The organism is Pseudoxanthomonas sacheonensis, from assembly GCF_031455975.1.
GTDB lineage: Bacteria > Pseudomonadota > Gammaproteobacteria > Xanthomonadales > Xanthomonadaceae > Pseudoxanthomonas_A > Pseudoxanthomonas_A sacheonensis_A.
Window position 1 is genome coordinate 1379394 of record NZ_JAVDTT010000001.1, and the last position, 17415, is coordinate 1396808.

Genomic DNA, 17415 nt, shown 5'->3' on the forward strand with positions numbered 1-17415 from the left:
AAGGGACAACCATGAATGCTTCCTACGCAACCGTCATCGCTCCCCTCACCGTACGCATCGAACGTACCCTGCCCGGTCCGATAGAACGGGTCTGGGCGTATCTCACCGAGTCGGAAAAGCGCCGCCAATGGCTGGCGGCCGGTGATATGGAATTGAAGGAAGGCGGTTCGGTGGAACACGTGTTCCGGAATTCCGAGCTGACTGGACATGACGGCACTCCGCCCCCGAAGTACGCGGCGCACGCAGGCGAGAGCCGCATGCGCGGCCGCATCACCGCCTGCGAGCCGCCGCGACTGCTGGCCTACGACTGGGGCGAAGGCGAAGGCGAAGCCACCTCGCACGTCCGTTTCGAGCTGATTCCACGCGGCGATGCGGTGCAGCTGATCCTCGTGCATAGCCGCCTGCCCGACCGCGAGCAGATGCTCAGCGTCGCCGGTGGTTGGCATACGCACCTGGGAATACTGCTGGACAAGCTGGAAGGCCGCGAACCGGCAGGTTTCTGGGACACGCATACGCGTCTGGAAGCCGAGTACGAAAAGATCATTCCATAACTTGGCCGGAAAGCCGCGCCCCGGCGCCTACCGGGGTGCTTACGGGCAAAAACTTCCCGCCTAGCCCAGGAACAGATACGGCAGCGCCAGCGTCAACGCCACGATGCCGACGATGGCCCCCAGCACCGCCAGCACGTACAACGGACGCCGGTTGAACAGTTTGCCGAAAGTTTCCGCGCTGCCGTCGTCGCGTGCGGCGGCCTGGACGGCCTTGGCTTGCCGCAGCCGCTTGGCCTGGTATTCGGCCATCAAGGCCTTGGCGCGAACGATGTCCGCATCCTCGCGCATCCAGATGCCGCCCGACGAGATCCCCCAGGGGCTGGGCTGGGTTTCGTAGAAGTCCATGCCGCTTTCGGTCAACCAAGCACGCACTTCCTCGGCTTCGTCGTCGGGCACGTTGCGCAGGTTGAGCAGGAGTTTGGCCATGACCACATGATAGCCGCGAAGCAGGAAAGCGGCCGCATGCGCTACCCTGCGCGCCCCGAGATCAGGAATCCCCATGCGTTTCGCACTTCCGTTGCTTGCCCTGCTTGCCCTTTCCGCATGCGCCGATCCCGGCCCGCCGTCCGGCGGCAGCGTCGCCGAGCTGCAACGCATCGACGAAAAACCCGGTGCCGGCGCTACGGCGACCGCGGGCTCGGATGTCACCGTGCACTACACCGGCTGGCTCTACGACGAGAAAGCCAAAGATATGCGCGGCGAAAAGTTCGACAGCTCGGTCGATCGCGGCGAGCCCTTCACCTTCCTGCTCGGCGCCGGACAGGTGATCCGCGGCTGGGACGACGGCGTCGCCGGCATGCAGGTCGGCGGCAAGCGGCGCTTGCTGATTCCTTCCGATTACGGCTACGGCCGCGATGGCGCGGGCGGCGTGATTCCGCCGAATGCGTCGCTGGTATTCGAAGTCGAGCTACTTGCCGTCAAGCCGCACTGATCCGCCATGACCTCTGCTCCTGCTGCGACCTCTCTGCGCCTGGCCGTGATCGGCGGCGGCCCCGCGGGTCTGATGGCCGCTGAAGTCGCGCGCGCGGCGGGTATCGAAGTCGATGTGTACGAGGCCAAGGGATCGGTCGGGCGCAAATTTCTCATCGCCGGCAAGGGTGGGCTCAACCTTACCCATTCCGAGCCGACGCCCGCATTCGTGCAGCGTTTTCGCGAACGTGCGGACGAAGTGGGCGCCTGGTTGAGGGAGTTCGACGCAGGCGCCCTGCGCGAATGGGCGAGTGGACTCGGCGTGGGGACTTTCGTCGGCAGCTCGGGACGCGTGTTTCCTTCCGACTTGAAAGCCGCGCCGCTACTGCGCGGCTGGGTGCGCCGCCTGCGCGAAAGCGGAGTGCGCTTCCATGTGCATCATCGCTGGCTGGGCTGGAACGGCGCTGCCCTGCGTTTCGCCACCACCGATGGCGAGGCCGACGTAACCGCCGATGCGGTGGTGCTCGCGCTCGGCGGCGGCAGCTGGCCGCAGCTGGGATCCGACGGCGCGTGGCAGGCGCTGCTGGCCGAACGAGGCATCGATGTCGCGCCCTTGCAGCCGGCCAACTGCGGCTTCGATATCGACTGGAGCGAACATCTGGCCGCGCGCCATGCCGGCACGCCGCTGAAACCCGTGATCGCCCATTGGCGGGATGCGGAGGGCCGCGAACACGAACTGCAGGGCGAATGCGTGATCAGCGCCGACGGCATCGAAGGCAGTCTGATCTATGCCCTATCCGCCGAACTGCGCGAAGCCATCGCCCGCAACGGCCACGCCACCCTACAACTCGACCTGGCGCCGGGACGCAGTCTCGAACGCCTGCAGCAGGAACTAGCCAAGCCCCGCGACCACCGCAGCGTCAGCGAACACCTGCGCCGCCAGGCGGGCATCAGCGGAGTCAAGGCTGCGCTGATCTACGAGATGCTGGACAAAGCCCAGCTCGACAATCCCGCGCTGCTCGCGCGCACCATCCATCGACTGTCTTTGACGCTGAAACGTCCGCGTCCACTGGCGGAATCCATCAGCAGCGCCGGAGGCGTACGACTGGAGACGATGGACGACGGATTGATGCTCATAGCATTGCCCGGCGTGTTCTGCGCAGGCGAAATGCTGGATTGGGAAGCGCCGACCGGCGGCTATCTGCTGACTGCCTGCTTCGCCAGCGGCCACCGCGCCGGTGAAGGCGCGGTGGCTTGGCTGAAGGCGTCGATGCCGTCCTGATCTGGTCGTCCGCCATGGCCCGGCAAGGAATTTATCCCTGCCCGCGACGATCGCGGACGTGGCGGAAGAATATCCATCGCCGTGTTGAAATTCGGTTAGGTTTCCGCGTCACTCTCATGACACTGAGTGATGTGTTCAGAAGGGAACCGGCAACCCCAAATACGGCGCAAGCAACCAGTAGACGCCGGCGATCACCAGCACCCACAGCGCAAGCTTCAGTGCGAAGCCCGCGACCTTCAATGCAAGGTAAATGCCCAGCACGATCAGCAGCATTCCCAGCCAGCTCATTTTCTTATCCCGATCGAAGTAAGTGAGAACAATCGCTCGCGGAAAACATCAGGCCGATGCTTTCCGCTTGCCCTGTTTGCGCGCCTGGGCGGCGACGTACATGTTGTCGACCAGGTTCGGATAACTGCGCCCGGCCGCTGCGGCGCGCGCCTTGGCCTGCTCGATCTGTTCCGACGTCAGTTTGGTATGCGCTTCGGCGCTCAAGGGATTTTTGCGGTCCCAGGGTTTCGGTGAACGGTTGGTCATTGGTGGTCTCGATTCGGTAAGGCGCCGGTTCAGTAATTGCCCATGAAGTCGCGCTTGCCGACTTCCACCCCATTGTGGCGCAGCAGGTCGTAAGCGGTGGTAACGTGGAAGAAGAACTGCGGAAAACCGTAGTGCAACAGGTAGTTCCGCCCTTCCATCTTGCGCTCTTTCGGGGTGCCGGGACGCAGCACGATCTCGCGCGATTCGCCGCCTTCGAAGGCCGCAGGGTCCAAACCGCCGATGAAATCCAGACTTGCCGCCACCAGCGTGCGCAGATCGGCGAAGGTTTTCTGTTCGCCGTCGAAGACAGGTAATTCGGCCCCCGCCAACCTGCCGGACACGCCGCGAGCGAAATCGCAGGCGATCTGCACCTGTTTGGCCAGCGGGAACATGTCGGGGAACAAACGCGCCTGCAGCAATGCGTCCGGGTCGATCTTGCGTTCGGCCGCGTGCGCTTCGGCTTTGGCCAGCAGCTGGTCCAGGCTGCCGAGCAGTTGCTGGAATACCGGAACGGAAGCAGCGTAAAGGAGAATGGTCATTTTTATTCCTGTTGAAATGGATGTAGGAGCGACGTGAGTCGCGATGTAGATTTCGCGGTAGGTTTCATCGCGACTCACATCGCTCCTACCCGCACAATGCGAATGATCAATCCTGTTCGGCGGCGGCCTCGCGGCCCTGCTGGCGAATCAGTGCTTCCTCGCGGGCGTCGTTGATGGCGTCGCGCACGCCATCCAGATCCACGCTGCGCTCGTCGTGCACGAACTTGCCGGTGAGCGGCGTATCCGGCAGCAGGTCGCCCTGCTCGAACAAGGCCCACATCTCCTCGCCGTACCAGGTATCCAGCAAATCCGGAGCGAACGCGCCCAGGGTCGCGGTGAGGTTGTTGACGTCGCGCAACAGCATGGCGCGCGCCGCGTTGTTGCCGCCGGCACTGACCACCTGCGGGAAATCGATGACCACCGGTCCCTCCGCGCCGACCAGGACGTTGTACGCGGAAAGATCGCCGTGGATCAGGCCAACGCAAAGCATCAGCACCACCTGGCGAACGAGGAAGGAGTGGTAATCGCGCGCCTCTTCCGGGCTCAGGTCGATTTCCCCCAGCCGCGGCGCGGAGAATCCGTCCGCATCGGTGACCAGTTCCATCACCAGCACGCCGTGGAAATACCCGAACGGCTGCGGCACGCGCACGCCGGCCTCGACCAACTGGTAGAGCGCATCGACCTCGGTGTTCTTCCAGGCCGTTTCCTGCTGCTTGCGCCCGTACTTGCTGGCCTTGCCGATGGCGCGGGCCTCACGGCTGCCGCGCACCTTGCGGCCTTCCTGGTATTGCACGCGCTGCTTGAAGCTGCGTTGGGCCATGTCCTTGTAGACCTTGGCGCAGCGCACATCGTCGCCGGAGCGCACCACGTACACGGCAGCTTCCTTGCCGCTCTTCAGCGGGCGCATCACTTCGTCGATCACGCCGTCATCGATCAGCGCTTGCAGGCCTTGCGGGGTCTTCATCCAGTGCGGGGTTCGGCCAGTGGGGGCGCCCATTGTGCCTGCCCGGCGGCCCGAACCGGAGAAAACGGACCGTTTGCAGGCAAGCGCTTACACTGCACGCCCGCAACCGCACGCCTTCCCATGTCCGAACCCGTCCGTCTGGCCAAACGCGTCGCCGAAATCGCTGGCTGCTCCCGACGTGAGGCCGACCAGTACATCCAGGGCGGCTGGGTGACCGTGGATGGCGAAGTGATCGACGCTCCTCAACACCCCATCACCACCCAAACCGTGCTGATCGACCCGGAAGCCGACCTGGAAGCCGCAGAACCGGCGACCCTGCTGCTGCATAAACCGGCAGGCATCGAGTTCGAAGCCACGCCCAAACTGGCAACTCCCGCCAGTCGCACCGAAGGCGACGACCCGGAGGTTCGCGTGCTCAAGCGCCATTTCGCGCGTCTGACTCCGCTGATGCCGTTGGATACCGAAGCCAGCGGGCTGATGGTGCTGAGCCAGGATGGGCGCGTCTGGCGGCGATTGAGCGAGGATGCGGACATGATCGAGCAGGAGTTCGTGGTGGAAGTGGACGGCGAACTCGCCCCCTACGGCCTGCCGCGCCTGTGCGACGGCATGCTCTACCAGGGCCGCGCCCTGCCCCGCGCCAAAGTCAGCTGGCAGAGCGAGAACCGCCTGCGCTTTGCGATCAAAGCGGTGCGGCCGGGGCAGTTGCGGCACATGTGCGGGCAGGTAGGGTTGGACGTGCTGTCCATTCGCCGCATCCGCATCGGCCGTATCCCGCTGAGCAAGATGCCGGTCGGCGAATGGCGTTACCTTCCGGTCGGCGAACGCTTCTGAATGTTTGCTGTTAACGCAACCGCGGTCACGCTTGCGATGATTGACGGCGACGCATCCCGATGCCGAAACTAAGCGCTGCGCTGGCCTCGCCGCCGCAGCCCCCGCTTCTACCTAATAACTCTGCCTAATAAATAACAATCACCCACCTACCGACGAGAGGCTTGCCATGAGCAAGGGAATGGACCAGAAGAAAAGCGAGAAGAAGGCGCCGACCAAGACGCTGAAGGAAAAGCGCGCCGAGAAGCAGGAAAAGAAAAAGAGCAAATAATGCCCTGATGGGCATACCGCCGTCGTGGGAGCGCCGTCTCGGCGCGAGCTCTTGACTTGATCAGCCTTGACTTGATCGACAAAGAGCAGAAGCTCGCGCCGGGACGGCGCTCCCACGAGTTTCTAGACTGCGGCGGTTACCACCACCTCGATCTTCCACTTGGGATTGGCCAGCGCGGCCTGCACGGTGGCGCGCGTGGGCGTATGTCCCGGCACTACCCAGGCCTCCCAGACCTCGTTCATCGCGGCGAAATCGCCTAGGTCGGGCAGGAATATCTGCGCATGCAGGATCTTGCTTTTGTCGCTGCCGGCCTGCGCCAGCAAACCGTCGATGGATTCCAGCACCTGCTTGGTCTGGCCTTGGATATTGACGCTGGTGTCTTCGGGGACCTGGCCGGCCAGGTAGATGGTGCCGTTGTGGACCGCCATCTCCGAAAGACGCTTGCCGATTTCGAATCGCTGGATCATGGGACTTCCTCCGTGGATCGCTAAGGGTACCGATCCATCCTACGGGAAGTGCTCGCCATCCCGTAACATCCGTCCGTCGACGCAACGGATTCCATGGGGTAGGCAGTTTGGACGGAACCATCGTCTCCTCGGAGGCCGCAAAAGGTCGCTTCCTGCGCGGATGCAAGCGCCTGTTGCTGGCATTCTTCGCCTGTTATTTGGTTTCGGCCCTCTGGCAGGTCTACAAGCCCCTGCCCGCCGGCATCGGCCGAGACTTTCCCCTCGCACCGTCCTATGACGTGGCATTGCTCACCGACATCACCTATGTCGATGCGGTCGGCGTGCGCCATAGCGAGCAGCAGGTGTTCGATGAAGTCCTTCGTCTGATCGGACAGGCGCAACGCGTGGTCGTGGTGGACATGTTCCTGTTCAACGACTTCACCGGGGCAGATGCCGCGCCGGTCCTGCGTCCCCTGAGCGCTCAGCTGACCCAGGCGCTGGTCGAACGCAAACGGGCGGTGCCCAGCTTGCAGGTGGTGATGATCACCGACCCCATCAACACGCTCTACGGCGGAATGAAATCCAAGCACGTCGACGCCTTGCGCGCGGCGGGCATCGAAGTGGTGGTCACCGATCTGGCCCGGATCCGCGCGCCCAATCCCGCATGGTCAGGACTCTGGCAACTGTGCTGCCGATGGCTGGGCAATAGCGACAGCGGTGGCTGGCTGCCAAGTCCGTTCGGCCAAGGCGAGGTCACACTGCGTAGCTATCTGGCCTTGCTCAACCTCAACGCCAACCACCGCAAGACCTTGGTGGTCGATTCGGGCGACGACTGGGTAGGGCTGGTAGCCAGCGCCAACCCGCATGACGGCAGTAGCGCGCACGGCAATGTGGCTGTGCGATTCCGCGGTCCGGCCGCGTTCGACCTGCTGCAAAGCGAGCGTGCTGCAGCGGCCATGTCCGGCGCAAGTTGGCCGCAGCCGTTGGCGTCGATCGAAGCGCCCGCCCTCCCCGCCAAAGTCGCCGACGGCATCCAGGTGCAGGTCGTTACCGAGGGCCGTATCCGCGATGCGCTGCTCGCCGGCATCGCCAGCGCCAAAGCGGGCGAACGGCTGGACATCGCGGTGTTCTACTTCTCCCACCGTGGACTGGTGAAGGAAGTCGCGGCAGCGCAGCGACGCGGCGTGCGCATACGCGTGCTGCTGGATCCCAACGAGGATGCGTTCGGCCGCAAGAAGAACGGCATTCCCAATCGCCAGGCCGCGCTGGAACTGCACGGCGCCGGGGTGCCCATACGCTGGTGCGACACCCACGGCGAGCAATGCCATGCCAAATTCATGCTCAAGCGCAGCGCCGCAGGGAAAACGGAATTGATCGTAGGCTCTGCCAACTACACCCGACGCAATCTGGACGACTACAACCTGGAAAGCAGCGTGCGTGTGCTGGCCGCCGCCGATACCGCAGTGATGGCGCGGGCGGCCGCTTATTTCGAGCAAAGCTGGAGCAATACCGACGGACGCCGGATCAGTCTGCCTTATGCCCGTTATGCCGATGATTCACGGCTGCGTTACTGGCGCTACCGTTTTACCGAGGCCACCGGCCTGTCGAGCTTCTGACGCAGACGCCTCTTTCTGGCCGAGCGCGGCAATGACCTCGGCTCGGCTGATCGGCGCGACCGCCAGTTGGAAGCGCGCATTCATCAGGTCGACCAGGGCGCGCGCCCATTCCGCATTCCATGCGCTGCCGGCATGGCCGTCGGCAAGCACCGTGTGTTCCGGCCCGTCGCCCGCCACGTTGCGCACCCGCAACTTGCCCAGCACCAGGTCGCGGTAGGCGGGGCGCCCCTCTCCGTCCCGTGAGCCCCAGCGCGAAGCGAACCAGGCGCGATCGTCGAAGAAGGCGATACGCGGATCGGCGCGCGCCATCCCGGCCAGCGCATGGTCGAATACATCCAGGCCCTCGCCGATGTTGGCCAGTTGCACCGGATCGTGCCAGCGGTCCAGGTAATTCGGCCAATCGGCATTGTTGAAGATCCCGACCAGCACGATGCGTACGCTTGGATGGTGGCTGCGCAATAACGCTACCGAACCCTGGATGGCCTGCACACAGGCGGCGATCTTCTCCTGCACCGCTGGCGCCCGAGGGTCTTGGGCCAACTGCTCCAGATCCCGCGCATCGCCGAAGCTGTTGACGCCGATGCGGATCAGCACCACCCCATTGCGCCAGCGCGCCGGTTCCTGATTCATCAGCGAAAGCAGCGCCCTGGTCTGTTGCGAATAACTTTCCAGCAGGTCGCTGCAATCGGCGCCGGAGAGCGCGAAGTTGTAGTGGTAATCCTGCTTGGGCGGGGAACGGCCTTCCCGTCCCAGCCAACGGTTGGCACGCGCCACCGCACCGCGCGTGCCGTGAATCCCCCATTCGCCCTGATCCAGCTGCCGCCCGCGCAGACGCTGCAACAGCTCGGTCCACTGCCAGGTGGTCGGACGATAGGCGCCGCCCCGCTTGGCGCTTCCGGGCGGGAAAAAAACCGAGTCGTGGTAGGCATGGCTGTCCGAATCGCCGAGCACCGCCAAAGACACCGCACCGTCGGATGCGGTCGGTGCGGGAATCACCTTGGTCCGATAGAAGTACACGCACAACGCCACGGCGCCGATCAGAGCGAGGTAAATCCAGAACGTCGACCGTTTCGCAGGCAGCATGCGATTCCCCGTGCACTCAATGGGAAACGGTTAGGTGCGCCGGCTCCGGCCAGGACCCGCGCCTGGTCTGGCGATTCCGGATCTTCGGGAAAACAGCCGCGCAGGCAAGACGGCTGCCTTCAGGAAGGCTGGCGTAGGATGTCGGGGTCACACTCGCGCGTCTCGCCCGGCCGTACTCCAGTCGCCCGCTTCGCTCCTTTCCCCGCGTCCTCCCTCCCGCCAGCGGGATCCTCTGCGACGCCATTCCTGGAGCGCCCATGCCGGGCTATGCCACCCGCTTGCTGACCGTCCGTCTGGGCGGACACGACTATCGCATCCGCGCACTCAGCGACCTGCAGCAGTTCGCCGACCCCACCGGACAGGCGCAGCGTGCGGGCATCTCTTCCTCGCTCTGGAGCCTGTTCGGACAAGTCTGGCCGTCCGGCCGGGTGCTGGCCGAGGCCATGAGCCAGTTCGACGTGGCCGGCAAGCGCATCCTCGAATTGGGCTGCGGCCTGGGCCTGTCCAGCCTGGTGCTGGCGCAACGCGGCGCCAACGTGGTGGCCAGCGACCACCATCCGCTGGCTGAGTCTTTCCTGGCCTACAACGCCGGCCTGAACGACCTTCCCGCGGTGACCTATCGCGACCTGCCTTGGGCGGTGCCGGACGCGACTCTGGGCAGCTTCGACCTCATCATCGGCAGCGATATCCTGTACGAACGCGACCACGCCGCGCAGATCGCGGCGATGATGCTGCGCCACGCCAATCCCGATGCCGAATTGCTGGTCACCGATCCTGGCCGCGGCAATAGCGGACCGTTCACCCGGGCCATGGCCTCGCAGGGGTACGAAGTCACCGAAATACGTAGCCGTTTCGATGAAAAGGACAGCGAACCGTTCCGGGGTCGCCTGCTCAGCTACCGGCGCGGCGTACCCATGGCCAATGCTTCGCGAGCGCTGCAATGAACGTGCTGCAATGAGCATGATTCCCCTGTTCCTGCAGGAAGGCGTCGACCCTGCCGTGTCCTGCTCGGCCTGCGATGCCGTCTGTTGCCGGCTGACCGTGGTGGTGATGCCGGAAGACGAGGTTCCGCGCCATCTGGTGGAGCGCAACGACCATGGCGTGGAAGTGATGGCCCATGGCGAAGACGGCTGGTGCGTAGCGATCGATCCGTTGCGCATGTGCTGCAGCATCTACGACCAGCGCCCCGGCATCTGCCGCAAGTTCGCCATGGGCAGCGAATACTGCCGCGACGAGCGCGAGATCTACCGCACGCGTTACGACACTCCGGCGATTCCGTAGGACGGAATCTTCATCTAACCCTTGTGGCGCTCGCGCCAGGCCGCCAGTTCTTGCTCATAGCGCGCCAACGCGGCTTCGTACACGTCGTAGACGCAGCGGGCGCAGCCTTCCCCGCAGCAATCGGCCGGATCCGGTTCGCTGGGACGCTGCGGTGGCGGGTCGTCGGCAATAGTCATGCGCTCACTCTAGCGCCGCGAACCGGTATCGTTGCCCCATGCCCCCGTTGAAATACCTCGCCGGCTATCCCGACCATCTGCAGGAGCAAGTGCGCGCCCTGATCGAACAGGACCGGCTTGGCGCCATCCTGCGCGAAAAATACGGCGAAACGCATGCGGTGCGCAACGACAAGCAGCTGTATGAGTACACCTTGCAGATCAAGGACCGCTATCTGCGCAAGGCCGAGCCGCTCAACAAAGTCGTTTACGACAATAGGCTGCAAGTGGTGAAGCACGCGCTGGGCACCCATACCACCGTCTCCCGGGTGCAGGGCAGCCGGTTGAAAGCCAGCCGCGAGATCCGCATCGCCACCGTGTTCCGGGACGCGCCGGCCGAGTTCCTGAAGATGATCGTGGTGCACGAACTGGCGCACCTGAAGGAAAGCGAGCACAACAAGCCGTTCTACCAACTCTGCACGCATATGGCGCCGGACTACTACCAGCTCGAATTCGACCTGCGTCTGTACCTGACCCATCTGGATTGCGGTGGTGGCGGCACCTAGCCGGCGATGGCACGCCGCAGGTTGGCGCGCGCTGCGGCATCGTAGCGCTGATGGAACCAGTCGCTCAGGTAGATGCGTTCGCGGGCAAGCAATCCTTTCAGGAAGCGCTTGCGGTTGAGCCTGAACAGGAATCCTGGCACATGGCCGCGGTATTCCTCTGCGATGCCGGTATCGTAGGCATCGAACACGTCGGCTTCCGCGCCCAGGATGGCCATGTCGCAATCCAGGAAATGCCGCGTGTCAAGCGAGAAACCATCGTCGCCGAAGTCCACCGGCGAGAATTGTCCATGGCGCGCGGTCAGGCCGATCAGCTCAGCCACCCGTAGCGTATCGATGCCCGATTCCGGCAAAAACCGCGTAATCTGCGCCATCGCCAGTTCGGCCGAACGTGCCTCGTTGTCCTTGCGTCCGGCTTCGTAGATGGCATCGTGGTACAGCACCGCAAGATAGACCTCTACCGGCTGCGTCCAGCCTGGCCCGACGGTCACCTCGGCGAAACGATGCAGCACTTCCTGCACATGCCCGAAGTTGTGGTACGCACGCAGTGGCGTCGCATACGCCGCTTCCAGCTCGGACAGCATCACTGTGGGCAGTGTCAGCGGCGCGGACATCTCGACTCCAGCCAGGATTCACGCGAACACTATATCGCCAGAAACATTCCTGTTGCCTGGCGAGGATTGCCGGTCGCTTAGACCTGTTTTCCCGGCAGGACCGGAATCCTTGCGGGTTAAAGCAATCTGGCGCCCAGAGGCACTTCACGATCCGGCACGCAAAGGGCCACCTCGCCATCGGCATTGTGGAAGCCGGTGACCAGACATTCGGACATCAGCGGGCCGATTTGCTTGTTCGGGAAGTTGAGCACCGCCACCACCAGCCTGCCTACCAGCTCTTCTGCGGCGTACAGACCGGTGACCTGCGCACTGGACTTGCGGACGCCGAGCGTTTCTCCGAAATCGATTCTCAGCACATAGGCCGGCTTGCGCGCTTCGGGAAACGGGTCGGCGGCGACGATCCGCCCCACGCGCAGCTCGACTTTCTCGAAATCGCCCCAGGAAATCGTCTGCATCGCGGAATCCTTGGAGTCTCGAGGCCGCTCGCCGTTCATTCCACGAAAAACGCGGTGATGTCGAAATGCAGGTCCAGCCGTGAGCCGCTGGCCAGTTTCAGAGTAATCACGTCGTAGTGCGGCGGGCCGATCACCCTTCCTTTCGATTCGACTGTTGCGTCGGGGTAATGGATGCGTATCCATTCCTGCTCGGCAGCCAGACCTTCGCTGGCGCTGCCCGCGCCGGTCACGACGATGGCCTTCTTGAGCGTCAGTCCGTCGCCGCCGGAATAGCGGATGGCCGGCGCGGCGCTGCCCTGCGCCAGGGCCGGATATGGATGCCCCGCCGACAGCACCAGAAGGCAGAAAACCAGAGCGAAACTACGCATACGAAGTCCTCGGCGTTGCTCGATGCCTACCGGTACTGGGGCACCTGGGGCATTGTCGGTCAAGCGGCGACGCGATGCATAGGGCGCGTTAGCATTCGTCCGTTGGCTTTCAACCACCGGACCGATGCATGCCTTCCGCAATCGATGAATTCCACGCAGGCGATCACGCTTTCGCCCAGGCCGACCTGGCCGACCGCGAACGACCGCTGGTGATCCGCGGATTGTGCCGTGACTGGCCGATAGTCGCGGCGGCCCGCGAATCCGACACCGCTTTCGCCACTCGCTTGGCCGGATACGACAACGGAACCGAGGTCGACACGCTGTTGATGGCGCCCGAGGAAAACGGCGTCATCGGCTACAACGCGCAAATGGATGGCTTCAACTATCGGCACTTCCGCGTCCCGGTCACCGAAGCTCTGCGACGGTTGGCGGCTTATAGCCGTCACGGCGGCCTTACTCCAGGGGTGGCGTTGCAGAGCGCGCTGATCCCTGCCTGCCTACCGGGCTTTCAGCAGCAACATCCGCTCCCCCTATTGGATGCGGCGATCCAGCCACGCCTATGGGTCGGCAACCAGGTCACCACGCCCGCGCATTTCGATGCATCTCACAACTTGGCTGTGGTGGTGTGCGGCCGACGACGCTTCACCCTGTTCGCACCGGAACAAGTCGGTAACCTCTACATCGGCCCGCTGGATTTCGCCCCTACCGGTGCGGCCATCAGCATGGCGCGATTGGATCGACCCGACGATCCCCGCTTTCCGCGATTGCGACAGGCGTTGGCGCAATCGTTGGTGTCCGAGCTGGAACCGGGAGACGCGATCTATATGCCGCCGCTGTGGTGGCACCACGTCTCCTCGCTGGAGCGATTGAACGCGCTGGTGAACTACTGGTGGAAACCGATCACTCCGGAAGGCGTAATGCCGGAGTCCGGGCTGGGTGCGCTGATGCACGCCATTCTCGCGCTGAAACCGCTGCCCCGCAGCGAGCGCGAGGCCTGGAAGCGATTGTTCGATCACTACGTCTTCAATGATCAGGATCCCGCCGCCCATATCCCGGTGGAGAGGCGCAATCTGCTGGGCCGGTTGACGCCACCGCTGGTGGAGCAGATCAAGCGGAAAATCCGCTCCTATCTGTAGCCAGAACCCTTGGTCCAGCCTGATCCCGGTCGCCACGTGCGCTGGCCCATGGCGCTGCGCGCTGAGGACGCTCCGGGCGTCAGAGCGCGGCCAATTCCCCGGCATTTACCTCGCATTTAGCGCTTTATGTGGCCTGCGTCTCGCACAACACCCATTCAGGTAAAAACCTCGCCTGACCGCGTTTGACACCCCCTAACCCCGCCCCGACCATCGCCGCTCCCCTGTAGTTGAAAGAAGTAAACACGCATGCGCTGTCCCCTGTTGTGCCGATTGCTTGCCTCCTCCCTGTTGCTCCTTGCCGTCCCCGCCGTCCTGGCCCAATCCTGCCCCGCCACCGTTCCCGTACAAGGCGCGCCTGTGGCCGCTCCGGTGTTTCCCGCCGACAACTGGTGGAACACCGACATCAGCGCGGCGCCGGTCGATGCGTCCTCGGCCAGCTACATTTCCTTCATCGGCGGCACCCGCGCGCTGCATCCGGATTTCGGCGGCGAAGAATCCCCGGGCAGCACCAACATCTATGGCTTCCCGTACGCCATCGTCAACGGCTCGCAGCCCAAGCAGACCGTCACCTTCGACTACGACGACGAGAGCGATGGCAATGGCGTCGCGTTCTACCCCATCCCCGCCCAGGCCATCAGCCAGGTGCACTGGGTGGAAGGCGGCGCTGCAGGCAATGTCGACCAGCGCGGCAGCTCCGACCGCCATCTATTGATGATCGACTGCACCAATCGCCATCTCTACGAGCTCTACAACGTCTACTACAACGCCTCGCAGAACCGCTGGTACGCCGGTTCGGGCGCGTTCTTCGACTTGAACACCAACGGCCGCCGCCCGGAAGGCTGGACCTCGGCCGATGCCTCGGGCCTGGCGATCTTCCCGGGCCTGGTGCGCTACGACGAAGCGGCCAATGCGGCCGTGCCGGAAATCACCCATGCCCTGCGCGTCACCCTGCGCGCCAGCAACGGCCATGTGTATCCGGCCTCGCATAGCGCGGGCAGCACCTCAGGCGCGCTACCCATGGGCGCGCGTCTGCGTCTGAAGACCAACGTCGGCGGCGTCGACCCGGCGCTGCGCACCAGCGATCCGATTTCGCGCAAGATCTTCAGAGCCATGCAGAAGTACGGGCTGATCATGGTCGACAACGGCTCGGATCTGTATATCTCCGGCACCTTCGATGTGCGCTGGAATAACGGCACGCTCAACCCCGCGTTCGCCACGCTCAAGGCCAGCGACTTCGAAGTGATCCAGTTGGGCTGGAAACCTGTGGTCGCCACCGCTGCACTCAACGCGGTCAGCGCCGCGCCCAACCCGGTGACCGGTGGACAGACCGCCACCGGCACGGTCACGCTCACCGCTGCCGCGCCCAGCGGCGGCGCACAGGTCGCACTCAGCAGCGCCAGCAGCGCGTTCTCGGTTCCTGCCAACGTCAGCGTGGCGCAAGGCGCTACCAGCGCCACGTTCCCCATCACCACCATCGCTTCCAACAGCTTGGCTTCAGGCACCTTGTCGGCGACTTATGCGGGCGTTACCCGCACCAGCACGCTTACGGTCAACGCGGCGCCACTGGCGCTTTCTATCGGCGACGCGTCGGTGATCGAAGGCAAAAACGGCACGGTGGGGATGACCTTCAACGTCACCTTGTCGCGTCCGTCCACCGCGGCGGTGAGCTACAACATCGCCACCGCCAACGGCACGGCGACTGCGGGCAGCGACTATGTCGCCCGCTCCTTGTCCAGCGAAACCATTCCTGCCGGGCAGACCAGCCGAACCTTCGTGGTCACGGTCAATGGCGACCAACAACGCGAACCGAACGAGGCCTTCACCGTGACTCTCAGCGGAGCGGCGGGAGCGACGTTGGCCGATGCGCAAGCTACAGGCACCATCGTCTCCGACGATGCGCGCGTCATGTCCGGTCCGCTGCCAGCACGTCCGGGTACGGGCAACACGACCCAGAGTTCACAGCCTGTCAGCGCTGCTGCGCAATCGCCGGCACCGGCGCCGGCAAGCAGCAACGCGTGCCTGTCGCGCGACGGAGCGCTGGGCTGTCTGCGGCAGATACCCTTTCAATGGTTGGAAGCTTGGAGCCGATTGCGCACGCTGCTGACTGACTGATGTCTACATTTCTTGCTAGCCACGGCCGGGATTGCGCGACGCGATCCCGGCCGTGCGGGTACCTGCCGCAAGGGAATACGCAGCGTTCCAAATCCATCCGAAATCTGTAACCGATTACGCCTTCCGCCAGTTAAATGGTGCGGAACGGCCTCAGAATCCATTCATTGCCTTGGCCGCCAACTACGCACAGGCCAACTACACCGTTGGTAGTCCGAACAGGAAACCGACATGAAACTCTCTCACCGCCAACAGACGCTTTGGTCCGTTGCGCTAGGCGCCGCCCTCGCCCTTGGCATGGGTACGGTCGCCACCGCGCAGGACCGGGGCAACCGCGACAGCGAAGACAAGGAACAGGACGACAACAAAGCCCGTGCGGAGCAGCGTCGCCAGCAGGCCGAAGCCCGCCAGGAACAGGCCCGCCAACAGCAGGCCCAGCGTCAGGGCGAACGCCAGCAGATGGAGCGTCGCAACGACGATGCCCAGCGTCAGCAGATGGAAGCGCGCCAGAACGCCGCCCGCCAGCAGCAGGAACGCCGCCAGGAACAGCAGCGCGAGCAGGCCATGCGCCAGCAAGATGGTCAGCGTGAGCAGATCCAGCGCGAACAAGCTGCCCGTCAGCAGGCCGCGCGTCAGAACGAACGCCAGCAGTTGGAGCGCCGCAACGAAGACCAACAGCGCGCCCTGCGCCAGCAGAACGAAGCCCGCCAGAACGCGCAGCGCGAACAGCTGCAGCGCCAGCAGGCCGCGCGCCAGGGCGAGCGTCAGCAGTTGGAGCGCCGCAACGAAGACCAACAGCGCGCCCTGCGCCAGCAGAACGAAGCCCGCCAGAATGCGCAGCGCGAACAGTTGCAGCGCCAGCAGGCCGCGCGCCAAGGCGAGCGCATCCGCGAACAGCGACGCGATGGCGGCCTGCGCCAACAGGAACAGGCAATCCGCGACGCCGCTGCCCGCCAGCAGCTGCAACGTCAGACCTCCAGCCAGCCTCAACGCGTCATGGGCGGCAACCAGCCGGGCCGCCGCGACGACCGTCGCGACGACGACCGTCGTAACGAGCAGAACCGTCTGAGCCGCGAAGTGCAGGAGCGCCGTATCCGCGAGGAGCGCCAGCGCGCCGAACGCTTCCAGCAAGAGGAACGCCGGCGCTACAGCAACCGCAACGACTGGGAACAGCGCTACGCCCGCCAACTGCGCGAGCAGCGCCGCAATTCGCAGTACCGCTACCAGCAGCAGTACTACGACCGCCTGCGCCAGCAACAGATCCGCTTCAGCTCGCGCAACTACAACTACTACAACGATCCGTATTACTACACCCCCGCCAGCTACCGCTACAACTACGGCGGCCGCTATTACGAAACCAACCGCTACGGTCGCGACCTGATGACACAGGCCGTGAACTATGGCTACCAGGAAGGTCTGCGCGCCGGCCGAGCCGACCGTGAGGACGGTTGGCGCAGCGACTACCGCAACAGCTATGCCTACGAGGACGCCAACTACGGCTACAACGGCTACTACCTCCGCCAGGACCAGTACAATTACTATTTCCGCCAGGGCTTCCAACGCGGTTACGAAGATGGCTACTACGGCCGCTACCGCTACGGTCGCCGCAGCGGCGACGGCGATTACGCCATCACTGCCACCATCCTGGCTGTGATCCTGGGCCTGCAGTTGCTGCACTGACCCGCCGCACGAAGTTGAAAACAGAACGCCCGGC

General features: G+C 64.1%; 23 protein-coding genes. 11 read left to right on the forward strand and 12 right to left on the reverse strand.

Translation table 11 applies throughout. The features are described from left to right. The first annotated feature begins 11 nt into the window (after positions 1-11). A complete protein-coding gene (locus J2W94_RS06145; RefSeq protein WP_310091127.1) occupies positions 12-551 on the forward strand; it encodes an SRPBCC family protein in 540 nt (179 codons plus the stop codon). Between the two features lie 60 nt (positions 552-611). Here J2W94_RS06145 and J2W94_RS06150 read toward each other — a convergent pair whose 3' ends face one another. Next, positions 612-977, reverse strand: a complete 366-nt coding sequence (locus J2W94_RS06150) for a DUF6164 family protein (RefSeq protein WP_310091607.1) — start codon at positions 975-977, stop codon at positions 612-614. 73 nt (positions 978-1050) lie between these two features. Between J2W94_RS06150 and J2W94_RS06155 the strand changes: the two genes are divergently transcribed. Both J2W94_RS06155 and J2W94_RS06160 read left to right on the forward strand, forming a co-directional pair. Continuing rightward, positions 1051-1482, forward strand: coding sequence for an FKBP-type peptidyl-prolyl cis-trans isomerase (locus J2W94_RS06155; RefSeq protein WP_310091129.1), 432 nt, complete (start codon positions 1051-1053; stop codon positions 1480-1482). A 6-nt stretch (positions 1483-1488) separates the two neighbouring features. Continuing rightward, positions 1489-2742: a TIGR03862 family flavoprotein gene (locus tag J2W94_RS06160; protein WP_310091131.1), complete on the forward strand. Its 1254-nt coding sequence runs from the start codon at positions 1489-1491 to the stop codon at positions 2740-2742. A 135-nt stretch (positions 2743-2877) separates the two neighbouring features. On the opposite strand, the gene J2W94_RS06165 is transcribed toward J2W94_RS06160, so the two are convergent. The 4 genes from J2W94_RS06165 to J2W94_RS06180 all read right to left on the reverse strand — a co-directional run bounded on the left by J2W94_RS06165 (position 2878) and on the right by J2W94_RS06180 (position 4779). Beyond that, positions 2878-3030, reverse strand: coding sequence for a hypothetical protein (locus J2W94_RS06165; RefSeq protein WP_310091133.1), 153 nt, complete (start codon positions 3028-3030; stop codon positions 2878-2880). 48 nt (positions 3031-3078) lie between these two features. Continuing rightward, on the reverse strand, positions 3079-3276 hold the full coding sequence (locus tag J2W94_RS06170; protein ID WP_310091135.1) for a hypothetical protein: 198 nt from the start codon (positions 3274-3276) through the stop codon (positions 3079-3081). 29 nt (positions 3277-3305) lie between these two features. Beyond that, complete coding sequence (locus tag J2W94_RS06175) at positions 3306-3815, reverse strand: DUF1993 domain-containing protein (protein WP_310091137.1); 510 nt, start codon at positions 3813-3815, stop codon at positions 3306-3308. A 106-nt stretch (positions 3816-3921) separates the two neighbouring features. Then, positions 3922-4779 (reverse strand): PA4780 family RIO1-like protein kinase, encoded by an 858-nt coding sequence (locus tag J2W94_RS06180; protein WP_310091609.1) that lies wholly within the window; start codon positions 4777-4779, stop codon positions 3922-3924. Positions 4780-4899: 120 nt separating this feature from the next. Between J2W94_RS06180 and J2W94_RS06185 the strand changes: the two genes are divergently transcribed. Further along, complete coding sequence (locus tag J2W94_RS06185; RefSeq protein ID WP_310091139.1) at positions 4900-5610, forward strand: rRNA pseudouridine synthase; 711 nt, start codon at positions 4900-4902, stop codon at positions 5608-5610. A gap of 390 nt (positions 5611-6000) precedes the next feature. On the opposite strand, the gene J2W94_RS06190 is transcribed toward J2W94_RS06185, so the two are convergent. Continuing rightward, positions 6001-6345, reverse strand: a complete 345-nt coding sequence (locus J2W94_RS06190; protein WP_310091141.1) for a RidA family protein — start codon at positions 6343-6345, stop codon at positions 6001-6003. A gap of 107 nt (positions 6346-6452) precedes the next feature. On the opposite strand from J2W94_RS06190, the gene J2W94_RS06195 reads away from it, so the two are divergent. Beyond that, positions 6453-7940 (forward strand): phospholipase D family protein, encoded by a 1488-nt coding sequence (locus J2W94_RS06195; RefSeq protein WP_310091143.1) that lies wholly within the window; start codon positions 6453-6455, stop codon positions 7938-7940. On the opposite strand, the gene J2W94_RS06200 is transcribed toward J2W94_RS06195, so the two are convergent. Continuing rightward, positions 7881-9023 (reverse strand): SGNH/GDSL hydrolase family protein, encoded by a 1143-nt coding sequence (locus J2W94_RS06200; RefSeq protein WP_310091146.1) that lies wholly within the window; start codon positions 9021-9023, stop codon positions 7881-7883. The two genes, J2W94_RS06195 and J2W94_RS06200, sit on opposite strands and share 60 nt — an antisense overlap. A 257-nt stretch (positions 9024-9280) precedes the next feature. Here J2W94_RS06200 and J2W94_RS06205 point away from each other — a divergent pair, with 257 nt between their 5' ends. Both J2W94_RS06205 and J2W94_RS06210 read left to right on the forward strand, forming a co-directional pair. Continuing rightward, positions 9281-9967: a class I SAM-dependent methyltransferase gene (locus J2W94_RS06205; RefSeq protein WP_310091148.1), complete on the forward strand. Its 687-nt coding sequence runs from the start codon at positions 9281-9283 to the stop codon at positions 9965-9967. A gap of 10 nt (positions 9968-9977) precedes the next feature. Then, positions 9978-10304, forward strand: coding sequence for a YkgJ family cysteine cluster protein (locus J2W94_RS06210; RefSeq protein ID WP_310091150.1), 327 nt, complete (start codon positions 9978-9980; stop codon positions 10302-10304). 14 nt (positions 10305-10318) lie between these two features. On the opposite strand, the gene J2W94_RS06215 is transcribed toward J2W94_RS06210, so the two are convergent. After that, the gene (locus J2W94_RS06215) at positions 10319-10480 is read right to left on the reverse strand and encodes an oxidoreductase-like domain-containing protein (protein ID WP_310091152.1); all 162 of its coding nucleotides are present in this window, start codon (positions 10478-10480) and stop codon (positions 10319-10321) included. A 38-nt stretch (positions 10481-10518) separates the two neighbouring features. Here J2W94_RS06215 and J2W94_RS06220 point away from each other — a divergent pair, with 38 nt between their 5' ends. Further along, positions 10519-11022, forward strand: a complete 504-nt coding sequence (locus J2W94_RS06220; RefSeq protein WP_310091154.1) for a M48 family metallopeptidase — start codon at positions 10519-10521, stop codon at positions 11020-11022. On the opposite strand, the gene J2W94_RS06225 is transcribed toward J2W94_RS06220, so the two are convergent. The 3 genes from J2W94_RS06225 to J2W94_RS06235 form a co-directional block, all read right to left on the reverse strand. Further along, the gene (locus J2W94_RS06225; RefSeq protein ID WP_310091156.1) at positions 11019-11633 is read right to left on the reverse strand and encodes an HD domain-containing protein; all 615 of its coding nucleotides are present in this window, start codon (positions 11631-11633) and stop codon (positions 11019-11021) included. The two genes, J2W94_RS06220 and J2W94_RS06225, sit on opposite strands and share 4 nt — an antisense overlap. A 116-nt stretch (positions 11634-11749) precedes the next feature. Continuing rightward, complete coding sequence (locus J2W94_RS06230) at positions 11750-12088, reverse strand: tRNA-binding protein (RefSeq protein WP_310091158.1); 339 nt, start codon at positions 12086-12088, stop codon at positions 11750-11752. 35 nt (positions 12089-12123) lie between these two features. Beyond that, the gene (locus tag J2W94_RS06235) at positions 12124-12456 is read right to left on the reverse strand and encodes a hypothetical protein (protein WP_310091159.1); all 333 of its coding nucleotides are present in this window, start codon (positions 12454-12456) and stop codon (positions 12124-12126) included. A 128-nt stretch (positions 12457-12584) separates the two neighbouring features. Between J2W94_RS06235 and J2W94_RS06240 the strand changes: the two genes are divergently transcribed. Next, positions 12585-13592, forward strand: a complete 1008-nt coding sequence (locus J2W94_RS06240) for a cupin-like domain-containing protein (protein WP_310091161.1) — start codon at positions 12585-12587, stop codon at positions 13590-13592. A gap of 246 nt (positions 13593-13838) precedes the next feature. Beyond that, a complete protein-coding gene (locus tag J2W94_RS06245) occupies positions 13839-15704 on the forward strand; it encodes a Calx-beta domain-containing protein (protein ID WP_310091163.1) in 1866 nt (621 codons plus the stop codon). 270 nt (positions 15705-15974) lie between these two features. On the opposite strand, the gene J2W94_RS06250 is transcribed toward J2W94_RS06245, so the two are convergent. Next, positions 15975-16667 carry a hypothetical protein gene (locus J2W94_RS06250; RefSeq protein ID WP_310091165.1) on the reverse strand — a complete coding sequence of 231 codons (693 nt, stop codon included), beginning with the start codon at positions 16665-16667 and terminating at the stop codon, positions 15975-15977. Positions 16668-16697: 30 nt separating this feature from the next. Between J2W94_RS06250 and J2W94_RS06255 the strand changes: the two genes are divergently transcribed. Next, positions 16698-17381, forward strand: a complete 684-nt coding sequence (locus J2W94_RS06255) for a hypothetical protein (RefSeq protein ID WP_310091167.1) — start codon at positions 16698-16700, stop codon at positions 17379-17381. The last annotated feature ends 34 nt before the right edge of the window (positions 17382-17415 follow it).